This is a genomic window from Pseudomonas sp. 8Z (assembly GCF_902506535.1).
Classification (GTDB): domain Bacteria; phylum Pseudomonadota; class Gammaproteobacteria; order Pseudomonadales; family Pseudomonadaceae; genus Aquipseudomonas.
This window is the reverse complement of sequence record NZ_LR733827.1, coordinates 509238-526540: the sequence shown is the minus strand read 5'-3', so window position 1 is coordinate 526540 and position 17303 is coordinate 509238. Positions and strand designations below refer to the sequence as shown.

Annotated in this window: 8 protein-coding genes and 1 pseudogene; 1 reads left to right on the top strand and 8 read right to left on the bottom strand. The window is 59.8% G+C overall.

Features of this window, described 5'->3' with window-relative positions:
* Nucleotides 1-122 precede the first annotated feature (122 nt).
* On the bottom strand, nt 123-1610 hold the full coding sequence (gene gspE, locus AERO9A_RS15070) for a type II secretion system ATPase GspE (RefSeq protein WP_159972759.1): 1488 nt from the start codon (nt 1608-1610) through the stop codon (nt 123-125).
* A 249-nt stretch (nt 1611-1859) separates the two neighbouring features.
* On the bottom strand, nt 1860-2714 hold the full coding sequence (locus AERO9A_RS15065; protein WP_159972758.1) for a pectate lyase: 855 nt from the start codon (nt 2712-2714) through the stop codon (nt 1860-1862).
* Between the two features lie 561 nt (nt 2715-3275).
* Here AERO9A_RS15065 and AERO9A_RS15060 point away from each other — a divergent pair.
* Nucleotides 3276-4599, top strand: a pseudogene (locus AERO9A_RS15060) (secretin N-terminal domain-containing protein); the annotation flags it as partial.
* Between the two features lie 677 nt (nt 4600-5276).
* Here AERO9A_RS15060 and recD read toward each other — a convergent pair.
* The 6 genes from recD to AERO9A_RS15030 form a co-directional block, all read right to left on the bottom strand.
* Nucleotides 5277-7283 (bottom strand): exodeoxyribonuclease V subunit alpha, encoded by a 2007-nt coding sequence (gene recD, locus AERO9A_RS15055; protein ID WP_159972757.1) that lies wholly within the window; start codon nt 7281-7283, stop codon nt 5277-5279.
* Nucleotides 7280-10912 carry an exodeoxyribonuclease V subunit beta gene (recB, locus tag AERO9A_RS15050; protein ID WP_159972756.1) on the bottom strand — a complete coding sequence of 1211 codons (3633 nt, stop codon included), beginning with the start codon at nt 10910-10912 and terminating at the stop codon, nt 7280-7282. Before recB ends, recD begins: the two co-directional genes overlap by 4 nt.
* Nucleotides 10909-14325 (bottom strand): exodeoxyribonuclease V subunit gamma, encoded by a 3417-nt coding sequence (gene recC, locus AERO9A_RS15045; protein WP_159972755.1) that lies wholly within the window; start codon nt 14323-14325, stop codon nt 10909-10911. Before recC ends, recB begins: the two co-directional genes overlap by 4 nt.
* 223 nt (nt 14326-14548) lie before the next feature.
* Entirely contained in the window at nt 14549-15973 is a 1425-nt protein-coding gene (locus AERO9A_RS15040; RefSeq protein WP_159972754.1) for a diaminobutyrate--2-oxoglutarate transaminase, read from the bottom strand.
* Between the two features lie 248 nt (nt 15974-16221).
* Nucleotides 16222-16998 (bottom strand): thioesterase II family protein, encoded by a 777-nt coding sequence (locus AERO9A_RS15035; protein ID WP_159972753.1) that lies wholly within the window; start codon nt 16996-16998, stop codon nt 16222-16224.
* Nucleotides 16998-17213: an MbtH family protein gene (locus AERO9A_RS15030; protein WP_159972752.1), complete on the bottom strand. Its 216-nt coding sequence runs from the start codon at nt 17211-17213 to the stop codon at nt 16998-17000. Before AERO9A_RS15030 ends, AERO9A_RS15035 begins: the two co-directional genes overlap by 1 nt.
* Nucleotides 17214-17303 lie beyond the last annotated feature (90 nt).

Genomic DNA, 17303 nt, shown 5'->3' with positions numbered 1-17303 from the left:
GACAAATCGCTCCGACTGTAAATGTAGGAGCGGCTGGGCGGCATTCCGCTTCAACCGCGACTCACAATCACTCGCGGCTAAAGCCCCTCCCACAAGATCCGCCGCCAACATCGCAATGGCCATCATTCCTCCCGCGTCACACGCAGCACTTCCTCTACGGTGGTCGCGCCCTCCAGCACCTTGCGCCGACCATCATCACGGATGCTCGGCCCCAGCGTGCGGGCGTGGCGGGTCATGTCCTGCTCGGAAGCGCAACTGTGCACCAGGCTGCGCATGGTTTCGTCGAACACCACCAGCTCGTAGATACCGGTACGCCCGCGATAACCTTGTTGATGGCATTGCTCGCAGCCACGCGCATGGTAGAGCGTTGGCGCCGGGCTCGATGGCACTCCGAGCAACGCACATTCGGCCTCATCGGCCGTGTAAGGCTCCTTGCACGCCGGGCACAACACGCGCACCAGGCGCTGGGCCAGCACACCGAGTAACGATGAAGACAGCAGAAAGGGCTCCACACCCATGTCCACCAATCGAGTGATGGCGCCGATGGCGCTGTTGGTGTGCAGCGTGGAGAGCACCAGGTGGCCGGTGAGCGAGGCCTGTACGGCGATCTCGGCGGTTTCCTTGTCGCGGATCTCACCGACCATCACCACGTCCGGGTCCTGGCGCAAAATGGCGCGCAGGCCGCGAGCGAAGGTCATGTCCACCTTGGCGTTAACCTGAGTCTGGCCGATGCCTTCGAGGTGATATTCGATAGGGTCCTCAACGGTGAGGATGTTGCGCGTGTGATCGTTGAGGCTAACCAGGCTGGCGTATAGCGTGGTGGTCTTGCCCGAGCCGGTGGGCCCGGTGACCAGCAGGATGCCATGCGGCTTGCGCACGGTTTCTTCCATCAAGGCGCGATCCTCGCTGCGCATCCCCAGATGCTGCAGCGATAGACGCCCGGCCTGCTTGTCGAGCAAACGCAGCACCACTCGTTCGCCATTGGCTGAAGGCAGCGTGGAGACGCGAATGTCCACCTCGCGCCCGCCCACTTTCAGAGAAATGCGCCCGTCCTGCGGGACGCGCTTCTCGGCGATATCCAGGCGCGCCATGACCTTGACCCTTGAGACCAGCAAGGCAGCCAGCTCGCGCTTGGGCTCAAGAACCTCGCGCAAAATGCCATCGACGCGAAAACGTACGACCAGGCGCTTCTCAAAGGTTTCCAGGTGGATATCGGAGGCATTTTCCTTGATCGCCTCGCCAAGGATGGCGTTGATCAGGCGAATGATCGGCGCGTCGTCTTCCTGCTCAAGCAGGTCCTCGGTTTCCGGCACCTGATCGGCCAGAGAGGCCAGATCCAGGCTGCCGCCAATATCTTCGGCTAGTTGCATGGAAGCTGAATCATGCTGATAGGCCGCGCCCAACACCTGGGCGAAGGCGGCGGCGTCCAACAACTGCAACGGTAGGCGGCCTCCAGCGAAGCGCTGCGCCTCAGCCAGCGCGGGCAAATCGCAATCGGCGCGATGAGCCAGAGATAACTGCCCCTCGTGCATCACAAAGGCCACGCCGTGGCGTTTGGCGAAGCTGAACGGCAACCGACGAGAAACCTGGCTCATATCCATAAAGACCATCTACGAACTCGAAATACAGCGAAGGTCATCAATCACGTGACACGGAAAATCAATGAATTGGCACAACGATACAGAGCGCGCAACAGCCTATTCAAACACTCAGCAAGCAGGTAATGCCACACTCGCCTAGTGCCATCAGTGACGGTCTTGGATCCAGACAGGCTGGGTGCTGACACAGCCACCCAGCCTCGACACGGCACGACTTTCAAAGAAAGCCGCGCCTGAGCGGCTTAACTTGAGCCGCTTATCTCATAGCTTGGATACGTCGGATTTCTTGACGATGCAGCTAGCGGTTTCCCAGGCCTGATCAAGCTTCGGCGAGTCGCCACTGTGCTTGGTCTTGTCCAAACCTTCGAACTGAACACATACCGGCGGCGTGGATTTGTCACCGCTGATGCTGTAGTTCTCGATTTTCAGATTCTTGATCGTGACCGTGTCACGCATGCTCGACGATTGACCACGGTACTCGGAGTTGACACCCGCGATCGAATCGATAGGCCCATACACTTTCACGTTAGTCAGCGTAATCGCACGCGGCCCCGCATTGCCACTGCAGTTGCCACAGGTACGCACCACTTTACCGGCCTTGCCGCTGATTTTTTCCGGAGTGGAGGAGCTACCCGGAACCATGCGGAAAGTGGAGTCGGAGACGTTCACCTTGACGTTCTTGGCGTTGACCTGGATGAACTTGTCCGGCTTTTTGCCATAGGCGAAAGCATTGCTCATCGTGTTGTTGAAGGTACTGCCCTTGACGTTCAGGGTGACACCATCCTTACGGGTGCTGACGGCATCTTCACAGACTTCGTCGAAGGTCACGTTCTCCACGTTGCAAGTGCCGGACTCGCACCAGATGCCCTTGCCCGCCTTGCCCTGAGCGAACTTGGCGTTCTTGATGGTGGCATTGCGCAAGATGATGACCGCAGCCTGGCCATCATCGTCACCTTCACACCAACCGCCGGAGATATAGGCACCTTCGCAGTCGACGGTCTGGTTGCTGATGATCGACCCAGCCTTGCAGAGGGCCGTATCAGCGTGTGCTGGCGCGGTTGGCAGACTACCTAGCAGGGCCAGCCCTACCAACATTCCTGTTGCTTTCAGTTTCATGTGTGATGCTCCATTTTGAGTTTTTTAACTGACACACAAATATTCGAAGCACCCATCCCCCTGAGGCGACGAGTCGTTATATGTTGTCATATAACTATTTCGAGCTTTACCACTTACAAAATCATTGTCAACAAGAAAAAATCCAAGAAATTTTGGCCAACCTCAGCCATGATACGGTTCTGCCAAAGCAAAAATATCTACCGCAAAAACCAAAAATAAAGACAGAAAGGCTCTAAATCAGGTATTTCACCGCAACTGATCACGCTCAGAGTGGTAAACGATTCTTGATTAAATCGCCAAGATGCAAGGCGAGATGGATGCCGCAGCGGATCACAGTCGTATGATAACCTTTACAGAAACACCCCTTCAGAGCATCTCCAGGCTGCCACGCCGTCACCAGCAGCGGCATTGCGCCCCCTGCAAGTATGGCCGTATGCCATCATATTCCGACTTGAGCGAGATTGCCCCCCTGCACGCACAACGCTGGCAACCTGGGGCGTTATCAGAAATGCCCCTACCGGGTTCACTCGCCAGCCTCCCGAACTCATGGAAGACCATACGATGAAGCACCCTTTCAGCCGCCTGAGCCTGGCTCTGCTTTGCCTGAACCTGACCCTCGCGCCTGTTGCACTGGCCGCCGACGCCTCTGCTGGCCTGCGACCAACAGCCAGCAGCACGCAGGAAGAAGAGGAAACCTGGGTCATCAACCTCAAGGGTGTCGATATCCGCGAGTTCATCGACACGGTGGCGCAAATCAGCGGGCAAACCTTCGTCGTGGCGCCGCAGGTCAGCGGCCAGGTCAGCGTGTACGCCAGCAAGCCGCTGAACCTTTCCGAGGTCTATCAGCTATTTCTCTCCGTGCTGACCACCCACGGTTTCACCCTGGTCACCCAGGGCGAGCAGTCACGCATCGTGCCCAGCGTTAACGGCAAGAGCGAAGCCAACAGCGGCGCCATTGCCCCCGATCAACTGGAAACCCGGTTGATTGCCGTGCAACACAACTCCGCCAGCGAGCTGCTGCAACTGCTCACCCCCATGATCAACCAATACGGCCATCTGGCAGCCGTTGCTTCCGCCAATGCCATCATCATCAGCGACCGTAGTGCCAACATCGATCGCATCGAGAAGGTGCTGCAGCAACTCGACCGGCAGATTCGTGGCGATCACATGGTCATCGACCTGCAGTACGCCTGGGCTCTGGATACCGCAGAAGCCCTGCGCAGTGCGGTCGATCGCGGCCAGGGGCCATCGGGCACGCAGATCATCGCCGATGGCCGCAGCAACCGCCTGATCATCCTTGGCCCACCTGACTCGCGGGCCAAGATGGCCGAACTGGTGCGTTCGCTGGACACCCCCAGCAGCCGCTCGGCCAACACCCGCGTCATCCGTCTGCGCCACAACGATGCCAAGGCCCTGGCCGAAACCCTCGGCGAAATCACAGAGGGTATGAACAATCAGCAAGCTGCCGAGGCCACTGGCAAGCCCTCGAATATCCTCATTCGCGCCGATGAAAGCCTCAACGCGCTGGTGTTATTGGCTGAGCCGGATATCGTCGCCAGCCTTGAGGAAATCGTGCGCCAGCTCGATATCCCACGCGCCCAGGTGATGGTCGAAGCCGCCATCGTCGAAATCTCTGGCGATATCAGCGATGCCCTTGGCGTGCAGTGGGCCGTGGATGGCCGCGGCAATCGCGGCGGGCTCGGTGGGGTCAATTTCGCAGGCTCCGGTCTGTCTGTCGGCACCGTGCTGCAGGCGATACAGGACGGCGCCATCCCCGACGGCACCACCCTGCCCGACGGCGCCATTGTCGGCATCGGCAGCGACCGCTTCGGCGCACTGATCACGGCGCTATCGGCCAACAGCAAGAGCAATCTGCTGTCCACGCNAAATCAGAGAGCAAGCTCTCTTCATCCGCTCGACTTGCATGTGTTAGGCCTGCCGCCAGCGTTCAATCTGAGCCATGATCAAACTCTTCAGTTCAATACTGCTTGGGTTTTGAGAAAACCCTAAACTTGGCTCAGCAATCGCAAATCTCTTTATTACTAAAGAGTTAACTCTCGAATTAACGAGTGTTGCTTTGTGATGCTGATAATCTTTCGACTCTCAGTCTTACCTCACAAGCACCCACACGAATTGCTTGATTCAGTTGTTAAAGAACAGTTGGTTAAGTCTTTCGTCTCAACCGAGGCCGCGCATTGTACAGCAGCCCCTCAATCCGTCAAGCTGTTTTTCGATTTTGTTTCCAGAGAAACTTCTTTCTACTCAACCACTTGCGCTTTCGATCAGAGCTTCTTCTCTCAAGCGGGAGGCGAATCATACAGCGTTCAAAACCGCTGTCAACACCTCTTTTCTACCGCTCTCGATCCACTTGACCGAATCACCAACAGAACTCAACCACCACCCTGTCGACCGGCGCGCATTCTACACACCAGATCCAGCTTTGCAAGCCCTTCATTCAACTTAACTTATTGATTAACAAGAAGTTTTTGAAGCGCTTCATCGCTGAAGTGGCGCGCATTCTACATCCAGCAGAATACGCGTCAAGCTTTAATTTCAGTTTTATTACTCTCGCGGCTCGATGGCCTCACGCAGGCCACTGCGTCGTACAACCTGTCTTAGTACGGCCTGCTCGAATACACCTGCGCGACTTTCGATCAAGCTAAACCAGCGCCTGGCACGAGTAATGCCGGTGTATACAAGTTCCTTGGTCAGTACCGGGTTGAGTGCGTCGGGAATGAGCAGTGCACAGTGTTCGAACTCCGAGCCCTGGGATTTGTGCACGGTCATGGCAAATACGGTTTCCACGACATTCAGGCGGCTAGGCAGTATATGACGCAGTTCGCCACTGCCGTCGTTGCGTGGAAATACGACTCGCAGGACAGGCGCTCTTAGCCCGTCGTTATCATCCGGTAGTTTCAGGGCAATACCGATATCGCCATTCATCAGCCCCAGGCTGTAATCATTGCGCGTCACCAGTACAGGCCGCCCTTCGTACCAACCTTGATCTGCCTCCAGCAGACCTGCGAGTCTTAATGACTGAGCAATTCGTAGGTTCATTGCCTCGACGCCCCAGCTTCCCTTGCGTACCGCGCAGAGCAGTTGAAAGCGGTCGAATGCCGACAGTACGCGTCTGGCCCAGCCGTCCCAGTCGGCTAAGGATGCCTCGTCACCTGGACGCTGTTCATGCAATACATTTAAGTAATGTCGATAGCCCTGCGCCTGCCGAGCGATACCGTCGAGTAGAAAACGCTCCAGGGCCGCTTCCTGCTCGCCCGCTAGGTTCAATCTATACAGATCGGCATACCCGGCCTCCAAGACACTTCTGGCTCGCCCGGCCTCGCCTGCGTTGACCGCCAACGCTAGCTGACCAATCCCGGAGTCACTGCCGAAACGCCGAGAGTGACGCAACATGACGATGTGCTGCGCCAGGGCCTGCTCGCTGCTGATCAGAGAGGCATCATGCAGTTGCTCCCCCGTGCGAGCCTGCAGCCAGGCAAGCGTCTGGGAGCTGTAACCGCCAGCCTCAGCGTCTCGACACAGATCCCCCAGTACCGCACCGGCCTCGACCGAAGCCAATTGATCCTTGTCACCCAAAAGGATTAAGCGCGCATGTGCAGGTAAAGCATCGAGCAGATTGGCCATCATTTCCAGATCAATCATCGAGGCTTCGTCGACGACCAGCACATCGAGCGGTAAGGGATTGCCTGCGTCATGGCGAAAGTGACGGCTCCCCGGCAGGCTTCCGAGCAGGCGATGCAACGTCGTCACCGTTGTCGGAATCTGCTGCTTGATCGACTCATCCAGTGGCAGTGACGCCACTTGTCCTCCAATCGATTCGGTCAGTCGCGCAGCGGCTTTGCCCGTAGGGGCGGCCAAGCTTAGGCGCAATGCAGGGCCTTCACTCATTGCAGCTTCTTGCAGCAAGGCCAGCAAACGCACCACCGTGGTGGTCTTGCCGGTCCCCGGCCCGCCGGTGATCAGGGTAAAACGGCCGCAAGCTGCCAGCGCGCAGGCCAATTTCTGCCAATCCGTCTGACGCTTGCCAGCTATCAGCAGAGGTTCTGGAAACAGGCGGTTCAGGCGCGCAGCAAGTTGCTTGGGCTCTTGCACGGGCATTCGCAAGCGTGTGCGAATGTGCTCTGCGACGCCTTGCTCGTAATCCCAATAGCGCCGCAGGTATAGGCAGTTGCCCTGCAGCACCAAAGGTGAGTCGTGCCCAGCAGCCAGCAATACACTCGCGCGACAGGCATCGCGCCACTGCGCAAGCGTCACCTCCTGCAAAACCTGTGACGGCAGCAGCACAGTCTGCTCTGCCTCCTCCCCCTCCGGCGGCAGCGACAGGGCAAAATCGGCATCGCTCAAGGTTACGGCCAGATCCAAACAGACGTGCCCTTGCCCTAGTTGGTGGCTGGCCAGAGCCGTTGCCAACAGCAGTAGCGGTGAGGCCGTCTCATCCAGCTCTGCAAAGAACTGCGCCAGTGAGCGATCCAGCTCACGTAGCCAACCGCGCTCACTCCAGACCTTTAGCAGGTCGAACAGCGCCTCGCGATTTTGCAATGCAGCGCTCATGCCTGCACCTCCTGGGCATTACCCATAAAGAGTGCGTCGAGCTGCTCAATCAGTTGTCGTGGCGGGCGGGCCAGGTACTGCCCTTGCCCCGGCGCACGCAGAAACAGATAAAGTGCGCCGCCCACATGTCGATCGTAGTCATAGTCCGTCAGGCGCAACTGCAGTTGCCGGTGCAGCGCCACTACATAAAGAACGTACTGCAAGTCATAGCGATGACTGGCGATCGCCTCCGCCATTGCCGCCTGGGTGTATGCGCTGTCGTCAGCGCCCAGCCAATTGGATTTGTAATCAAGCACGTAATAGCGCCCGTCGCATTCGAAGGTCAGGTCGATGAAGCCTTTGAACATGCCGTTGAGTCGGTCAGCACGCAGTGGCTGCCTGGCCATGCCTGGCAGCTCGAAGCGCTGCACCAGCATATCGAGCTGCTGAACATCGACCTGGCGCGCCTCGAACCAAAACTCCAACTCGGCCTGATACTCGCTCAGTTGCGCCAAGCTGGCGCAGCCCCCTTCTGCCAAATTCAGCGGCTGCTGCAGCAGACTCAGCAGCCACTGCTGCAGCGGCTCGATCCAGGCCTGCATGCCACGCCGCTGGCAACGCCGGGCGAGCAGATCGCGCAGCGTCTGAGGTTGTGCGAGCACGCTGGCAAAGCCTTCGCTGGCCGCCAGTTCCAGCAAGCCGTGGAGAAAGGTGCCGGGATTCGGCCCACGAGGGAAACGATGCAGCCCTTGCGCCGATAACGGCATCGCCTGTTCCAGCAGCATCGCTGGCTCATCATCCATTGCATTCTGGATAGCCGCACTGTCGGGCGCTGCATCCTCGTGACGCTGCACGCTCGCTGACTCGCCCTCCTCCATCCTCAAGGCACTGTAAGAGGCGATCCACCAATGCTCCGCAGCCCGCCGTAGCGGCGTTCGCCAGCGCGCTTGAAAGGCTGCGAGCGTTTTGGGCTGATACCGACTTTCGCCCACATCTGGAAGCGCCAGCAGACAGCTACCTGGAGCATTGGCAAAAACCTGCAGCCAGGTAGCCAGATCGACGCTTTGCGTCAGCGCTTCGCCACCACCAAGCAAGTAACCAAGCGCAGACTGATGCAGGCGCGATTTTTTGCCATTGCCAATTTTGAGATCGGCCACACCCAGCCAGCAGGCGTGACGTGCACGCGTCAGCGCAACATAAAGCAGCCTTAGATCTTCCCCCAGGCGCTCACGCTCGGCGCGTGCGAACGCCTCCTCGTCTGCGTTGAACAGCACGCGACGATGCTCGCCGTCCTGCACGAGCAGAGGTTTCTTTTCATCCAGCGGGCGCAAGCTGCAGATGAAAGGCAGAAACACCAGGGGGTACTCCAACCCTTTGGACTTGTGAATGGTCACCACTCGCACCAAGGCCTCGTCGCTTTCCAGACGCAACACTTGCTCATCGGCGCCCCGCCCTTGGCCAGCCAGCAGTTCGCCGAGATGACGAATCAACGCCTGTTCGCCATCGAGCTCGCTGGAGGCCTGCTGCAACAGCTCTGCCAGGTGCAGCAAGTTGGTCAGCACCCGCTCACCATTGTCCTGCCCGATCAATCGCTGCGGCAGAGCGAAGTCCTGCAACAATTGGCGCAACATCGGCAGCACGCCCTGTCGCTGCCAGCTCTGGCGATAGGCACGAAACTGCATGACGCGTTGTTCCCAGGTGCGCTCATCGAGATTGAGGCACTCCAGTTCGCTCAACTGCAACCCCAAGGTGGCGCTGGCCAGAGCGGCGCGCAGCGGGCGGTCCTGATCCGGCTCGGCGCAAGCACGCAACCACAGCAGCAGATCACGCGCCTCCTGTGAGGCGAACACCGAGTCCTTGTCGGACAGGTAAACACTGCGCACACCACGCGCGCTCAACTCGTCACGGATCGCCTGAGCTTCGCTGAAGTCACGCACCAATACGGCGATGTCACTCGGTTGCAGAGCACTTAATCGATCTGCTCGGAGAAAACCGGCCTGCTCGTTTTGCCCGTGGTTGAGCAATGTGACGATCTCTCCGGCAGCCGCAGCGGCCATGGCTTGCACATAAGCTTTTTTCGACAGTGGCTCGTCAGTGTGCAGATGCCAAACCGTCAGCGCGGGCTGCTCTTGCCCCGCAACCACCCAACACTCCTTGCGCCCCTGCGCGCCTACAGCGAGAAACGGCAGCTCGTCGCGCAACAGGAAGGCACCGCTGCTGCTCTGGCGTTGTTCGGCGCGCAAAAACACCGCATTGACCGCATCGACCATGGCCTGGCTGGAACGGAAGTTGGTTTGCAGGTTGTAGTGGCGCCCGAGGGTCGCCCGGCGCGCGCGCAGGTATGTGTGGATGTCGGCCCCACGGAAGGCATAGATGGCTTGCTTGGGGTCACCGATCATGAACAGGCCACAGTCGTCGCGATTGGCCTCGACCTGATAGAGGGTGTCGAAAATGCGGTATTGCAGTGGGTCGGTGTCTTGAAACTCGTCGATCATGGCCACCGGGAACTGACGGCGGATCACCTCAGCCAGGCGCGATCCGTTCTCGCCCTGCAGCGCACGGTCGAGGCGAGTGAGCATATCGTCGAAGCCCATTTCAGCGCGCTGGCGTTTTTCCCAATCGAAACGCGCATGCACCCAGGCTGCCGCATGGCGCAAAGCTGCCACAGTGGGATCACTGAGCGCGGCCAGGCGCGCTTCTAGTTCGGCCATTGCCAACAGAGCCGGGTGTACAGGCGCCTCGCCCTTCCAGGCTTCGGCCAGACCATCGGGTGTCAGGCGCTTGAAACCGCTGCCCAGATCGAGCGCGGCCTCTTCACCGCTCGCCCACTCGCGCAACTTGAGCAGCCATGGGTTGTAGTAGCGCGCCTGAATCTTGCGCGCATCCACCTGCTTGTCGGCTACAGCCTTGTCCAGCAAGAGCTGCAGCTCATCGGCCCAGTTCATCCAGGGGGCTTTCAGCGCCGCCAGCTCGGCTTCACGCTCAGCCAGTGCCTGATCCAGCAACTCGCTCAGCGACTGTGCAGGGCTTTCGCCCTCCTCGCCCAGCAACGGCCGCAAGCGTACGCCCAAACCATCCGGCGTTCCCCACTGCAGGGCAACCCAGCTCAGGCCCTTGCCCTGCAAGGGATAGCAATGCTGCCGCCAATAATCACGCACGACTTCGGCGAGCAACTCGCTGTGATCGGTCTCCAGGGTTTGACTGAACAGGCTGCCACTGTCGAACGCATGTTCACGCAGCATGCGCTGGCACCAGCCGTGGATGGTCGAAACCGCTGCCTCATCCATCCACTGCGCAGCCAGTTCCAGACGCCGCGCGCAATCAGGCCACTGCGCTGGGGCAAAGTCATCGCGCAGCGTCGCCAACAAAGCATCCCCGTCACGATCCTGGCGAAACACACTCGCCGCCTCCACCAAGCGCGCACGAATGCGATCACGCAGTTCGCGCGTGGCAGCATCGGTGAAGGTCACCACCAGAATCTGTGGCGGCAGCAGCGGTTCGGCGAAAGCGGCATCGCTGCCGTGCTGTAGGATCAAGCGCAAATACAGGGCAGAAATGGTGTAGGTCTTACCCGTACCGGCACTCGCCTCGATCAGGCGACTGCCATGCAGGGGAAAACTCAGGGCCAGCGGGCGCTGAGTACCAGTCATGGCTGCATCTCCTCAAGTGCACGCGGGCTACTGTCGAGCAACGGGCGATAGAGGCACTCGCTCCACTGAGCAAAAGCGCCATCAGCCGCCAGGCTGGAAAAATCCGGGAACTGCCGGACCAGGCTGGCACTACCGGCCACCTCCCCGGTTTGATTGAAGCTGCCTTCGTACACCGCTCGTGCCTTGTCCTCATTGCCGTCCTGCAGCCAGACCAGCGATGTCTTCAACGCCACCGGCAGCGGCGCGCACATACCAGCCGTCCATCCATCAAGCCAGGCGACCAGTACCTCGCGCGCACACTCGACCGGCAATGGATCGAAGGCTAACGCCCGATCCTCGCCGACCAGCAGCGTGGTCAGTGACTGCCCGCAGGCCGCCGCCACCACATGTAGCACGTAGGGTCGCAACAGGCGGTGCCATTTCCAGCCACCGTCCTTGGCCAAAGCACCTGGCAGGGCCTGTAGATTGGCCAGCGCGCCATCACCATTGCGCCGCAAGCCGCTCAGCCACCCGTCCAATTGCCGATCAGCGTCAGAAAAGTACAGGGGTAACGGCGAGTCGACCCGCTGCGGCCAAGCTTGTGCCAGGGTCTGATAACGCAGTATCTGAGCAGGCAGGGGCGCCAGCAGGGCCTGCCGATACTGCTCACCGAAGCCCGCCATAGGCAGCACACCGCTACGGCGTAAACGCTCAGCGGCAGTGGCCAGCGCCTGCTCCGGCGATTCATCGCCGGACAGCAACGCCGCCTTGAGCAGACGCTCTTGCAACTGGTAGCGCTGCAAGGCGTCGAGGGCGAAAGGCTCACTGTCGAGTTGATACAGAGCATCCTCGTCCAGATGCACCTTGAGACGACGGGTAAAGAAGCACCTGACCGGATCACGCAAAAAGCTCTGCAGCAACTCAGGCGTCAGCCTATGCCCCTCCGACCAAGTCGGCAGACTATCGACGAGTTGCCCTTGCGGCGCCTGGCCATATACATCGGCCCATTCATGGGCATAACTGTAGAGTGGCCCCTCACCACTGAAGTAGCGGCGACTGAAAGGTTGCAAGGGGTGCTCGGTGGTCAGCGCATGCAACAAGTCACCGTCTTGCGCCAAGCGCCAGGCATTGCCCAGATGATCACGCAACTGGCCAATCAACACCGATGGCGGGCGCTCGCTATTGTCACGCACGCTGCGCCCTACCCAGCTTATATAAAGGTGGTCGCGGGCAGCGAGCAGCGCCTCCAGCAGCAGGTAGCGATCATCCTCGCGGCGGGAGCGATCACCGGGGCGGTAATCACCCGCCATCAGGTCGAAGTCCAACGGCGCCTGGCTGCGGGGATAGTCGCCATCGTTCATGCCGAGCAGGCAAACGTGCCGAAATGGAATGGCGCGCATGGGCATAAGGGTGCAGAAGTTCACCGCACCGGCAAGAAAGCGCTGGCTGAGGCGCCCCTGATCCAAGCCACCGAGCCAGGCCTCACGCACCACGGCCAATGGCAGGGCATCCTCCAACGCGGCGCCCTCGCACAATTCCAGCCAGGTATCGAGGGCTTCGAGCAACTGATTGCGCAGTACCTCGTCACGCTCGTCCTGGGCTAGGAAGAAATGCGCCAGCAAATCACGCAGACGCTGCCCCCAGAGCGCCGGCGGTGCTGGCTCACGCAGGGTTTGCAATAGCTGTTCGAGCGTTTCAAGCAAACGATTGAGCGGCCCGATAAGGGCGGCATCGAGCCCGCCGATTTCGTCGAAAGGCTCGATATCGGCATAAGCCGAACCACGCCCCACTGCATACCCAAGGAGCATACGGCGCAAGCCAAAACGCCAGGTATTTTGCTCCAATCCCTGGCCAAGACCGAGATCCTCACGCTGGCGAGCGTCGAGCCCCCAACGAATACCCGCGCCCTCCAGCCAACGGCGCAAGGTCGGTAACGCCTGCTCGCTGATGGCGAAGCGCGCTCTTAGCGACTCGACATCCAGCAGATCGAGAATCTCGCTGACACTGAAGCGGCTATCGGGCAAGCGCAGCAAGTGCTCCAGCGCAATGACCAGCGGCTCCTTGCCACGCATGCCCTGGTCAGCCAGGGTGAAGGGAATGAAGCGTGGATCATCCTTGCCGTATTGCCCAAACACAGCCTGAATATGCGGCGCGTAGGCGTTGATGTCCGGCACCATGACGATCACATCACGCGGGCGCAGGCTCGGGTCGGCACTGAAGCGATCCAGCAACTGGTCATGCAGCACCTCCACCTCGCGCTGGGCACTGTGCGCCACGTGAAAACGCAGCGATGCATCGTGCTCCGGCCGTACGGGCGGCCAGGCCTGGCGACTTTCCTGCAGGGTGCGCAAATCGAGGATGTCGTTCTGCAACTGGCCCAGCAAGCTATCTGCAGCAGCCGGGCTGAACAGGTCGATACGCTCGAACTGCTCGCGATAGCGCTGCGGCTCGTCGTATTGATCGAGCAGATTGATGTAGTCACGCCCCTGCTTGCCCCAAGCGGCCAGTAACGGCTGGGCGTGCTGATGCATCTCGGCCTCATCGAACAAACCGATCTGCCCGGCGGGATTACCCTTGCGCCGCTGGCGGCGGTACTCGTGGCGCAGCAGATCCTTGTCTTCGACGATATCGCCCCAGTGATGCTGACACGGGTTGTGCACGTAGAGCATCACCTGACTGAAACGCGCCATGGCGGCCAGCGCTTCGAGCATCTGCGCCGGCAACGAAGAAATACCGAACACCGTGATACGCCGCGGCAGACCGGCAGGTCGACTATTAAGCTCACGCAGATGCGCGACGAAGCGCGGATGCACGCCGGCACGGCTCTCGGCCAGGTGCTCCTGGCCGACATCCGCCAGCAGCGCGCGCCAGAGCGCGGGCTGCCACAGCGAAGCATCATCCAGCGGGCGCTCGCCGCCGCGTGAAGTGCGCAAACGATCCAGCCCAGCCGCCCAGTCCTCCAACCAGTCGGCACGGTAAACCTGATACTGGTCGAACAGATCAGCCAGGCGCTCAGCCAACTGGTAGCGCTTGCGCAAATCCTGATCATCGGCAAGAAAACGCTGCAACGGCGCAAATACCGCCTCACTCAGTAACCCAGGCAATAAACGCATCAGCCGCCAGGTCAGTGGCGCCTTGTCCAAAGGCGACTGCGGCGGGATGGCATCACGCCCCAGCACACTGCGGTAGGCCTGCCAGAGAAAACGCGCGGGCAAATCGACGTCAAGTGCCGCCGCGACTCCACAGCCATCACGCTCGGCCAGCGCCAGCTTGAGCCACTGGGCGATGCCGTTGCTCTGCACCAGCAGCACCTCATTCTCCAGCGGGCGCAAGGGATAGCGCCGCATCCAGGCCACCGAGAGCGCGCGCAGCTCTTCCAGGTGGTTACCGTGGATAACGATAAGGCCGGGCGACAGTTCCGGGCTGGCGGGCATCGACTCACTCCTGTCGAAAATCGAAGCGCAAGTTTGCCAGCATTTACCGGATAGGTGCGTTTCCACTGCAGCCATGTCGGTTCGTCGAACGGCTATGCGTTTGCTCAGAGAACATCTACGCGACTGTGGCGGATAGGAGAAAACCTCAGAACTGAAACGCAAGAAGGCTTGTGCAATGCACAAGCCTTCTATCTATCTTTCGATCAACCTCGCCGTGCCTAGCTCACTGCTGCGCGGCCAGGGCAAAGCCCTGAGTGGACTGAGCGGCCTGATAGAGAATCTGCCCAACGAGCTCAACTTCAGCCTCAGTGATGATCAGCGGCGGCAGGAATCTGACGGTCGCCCCATGGCGTCCGCCCAGTTCCACGATCAGGCCACGCTCAAGGCAGGCACGCTGCAGTTTGCGTGCTCGCTCGCCATCGGCCACGGGACGGCCGACACCGTCATTGCGCGACGGATCGACGATTTCCATGCCCAGCATCAGACCACGACCTCGTACATCACCCACCCAGTCGAACTCGGTTTGCAGCCCCTGCAACACTCCTTGCAAACGAGCACCGACGCTACGCACATGATCAGTGATACCTTCGCGCTGAATGAAACGCAAAGTGGCATCGCCAGCAGCCATAGCCAACTGATTACCACGGAAGGTTCCGGCGTGGGCGCCTGGCTGCCACTGGTCGAGTTCACCACGATAGACCACCACGGAAAGCGGCAAACCTCCACCGATGGCCTTCGACAGTGTCATCACGTCTGGAATGATCGTACTGCGTTCGAAGGCGAAGAGATCGCCCGTACGGCCAATACCGCACTGGATTTCATCGAGAATCAACGGAATACCTTGCTCACGGGTAATCGCCCGCAGCCCCTGCAACCAGCGATCAGGCGCGGGAATCACGCCGCCCTCGCCCTGCACCGTTTCCAGAATCATCGCCGCTGGCTGCGTCACGCCGCTCTCCGGGTCGCTGAGCAGGTGGCGGATGTAATGCAGGTTGGCATCGATTGATTGCTCGCCTGAGAGACCAAACGGGCAGCGATAATCATGCGGATAAGGCAGAAACTGCACACCGGACAGCAACCCGCCCAGCGCACTCTTCGGCCCGAGATTGCCGCTGATCGAAAGCGTGCCAAGAGTCATACCATGGTAAGCCCCGTGGAAAGCCAGAACACTTTGCCGCCCAGTGGCCGTGCGCGACAGTTTGAGCGCCGCCTCCACCGCATCCGCTCCGGTCGGACCGCAGAACTGGATGCGCGCGTCCTTGGCGAAATCACCAGGCAATAAGTCGAACAGGGTCTGCACGAAGGCATCCTTGATCGGCGTACTCAGATCCAGCGTATGCAGCGCCATGCCCGATGCCAGCGTTCGCTGAATCGCCTCGACCACCACCGGATGGTTATGCCCCAGCGCCAGAGTACCGGCGCCTGCCAAACAATCGATGTATACCTGGCCGCGCGAATCCTCGACATAAACACCCTGCGCCCGCTTCAGCTCAAGCGGGATGCGGCGCGGGTAACTACGCGCATTCGACTCGCGCTGAGTTTGCCTTTCCAGCACTGGCGTGCTGTCCAGACAATAGCGCTGCCGAAGCCCGCTATGCCGACTCTGTAGATCGACGATGGTGGTGGTAATCGGAGCGATTGCATTCATCAGTGCATCCTCGTGACGCGCAGATAGCGCGTGATCTGACAGACACCGCAGGATTGAGCAGAGAACAGCAATGCACCCTGCACACCTCTAGCGAGCTATTTATAAATGATAATTAATATCATTATGTTAATCAAACGCGAAACTTGAGCGCTGTCACAGAACAAGGCGTACCCCTTTGCGCCTGCAGCCGCTCTGATGCAGACGATCCAGAGGCAGGAACGCATCATGCCTGAACGAGAAAATGGGACTCAGTTGGCGACCTGCCGCAGTGGATCGCTCAACAGCAGGCGCTGTATCAGAGCGAGCAACTCAGCTTCCTGCTCGAACAGGTAAAAGTGCCCACCAGGAAACAGCCATGTTCGGCACTCGGCCTGGCTTTCCTGGGCCCAGCCATCGAGCAGCGACAGTGGCACGCTGGCGTCGGTTTCTCCGGCCAACACCTGGATCGGGCATGGCAGTAACGGCGCAGGGTGGTAGCAATAGTCTTCACACAGCGCGAAGTCATCGCGGATGATCGGCAGGAACAGTTCGATCCATTCAGGATTGTCGAGCAACTCCTGGGGCAAACCATTCATGCCACGGATGATCTCGAGAAACTGCGCCTGTGGCAGATTTGCCAACCGCTCGCGCCAGCCATGCGCGAGCGGCGCCGTACGTGCCGAAACCAGCAACTGAGCCGGCGACAGCCCCTGCCGCGCCAGTTGGCGCGCTGTCTCGAATGCCAGGAGCGCCCCCATACTGTGGCCGAAAAACGCGAAGGGAATGCCATCGGCGTAGGCCTGGGCAACCTCTACGGCCAGAGCTTCGGCCAACTCGGCCAGCGAAGTGGCGCGAGGCTCGCCAAAACGCGCACCGCGCCCAGGCAACTTGACCAAAGCCAGTTCGATATCACTTGGCAATCCGGCGCGCCAATGCTGAAAAACCGTGTGCCCTGCGCCAGCGTAAGGAAAGCAATACAGTCGCAGCACAGGTAGCTGAGCGCCACTTGCCAACACGGAAAACCAGGGACTGGATGGCCGCTGCATCAGCCGCGATCCGCGACCTGCATGGCGTTACGAAGGCTGAGTGGGCGCATGTCGGTCCACACCGAGTCGATATAGGCCAGGCACTCCTCCTTGCTGCCCTGCTTGCCGGCCTCGCGCCAGCCTTGTGGTATTTCCTTGTACTCGGGCCAAATGGAGTATTGCTCTTCAGCGTTGACCACAACCAGGAAGCGCGTTTCAGGACTGTCCAGACTCATGTTTCACTCCGTTTTAGCGAGCTGATACCAATATTCGCGAGCATCGCAGAATGCCCGAGATGCTCCTGCAGAATAATACAATTAATAACA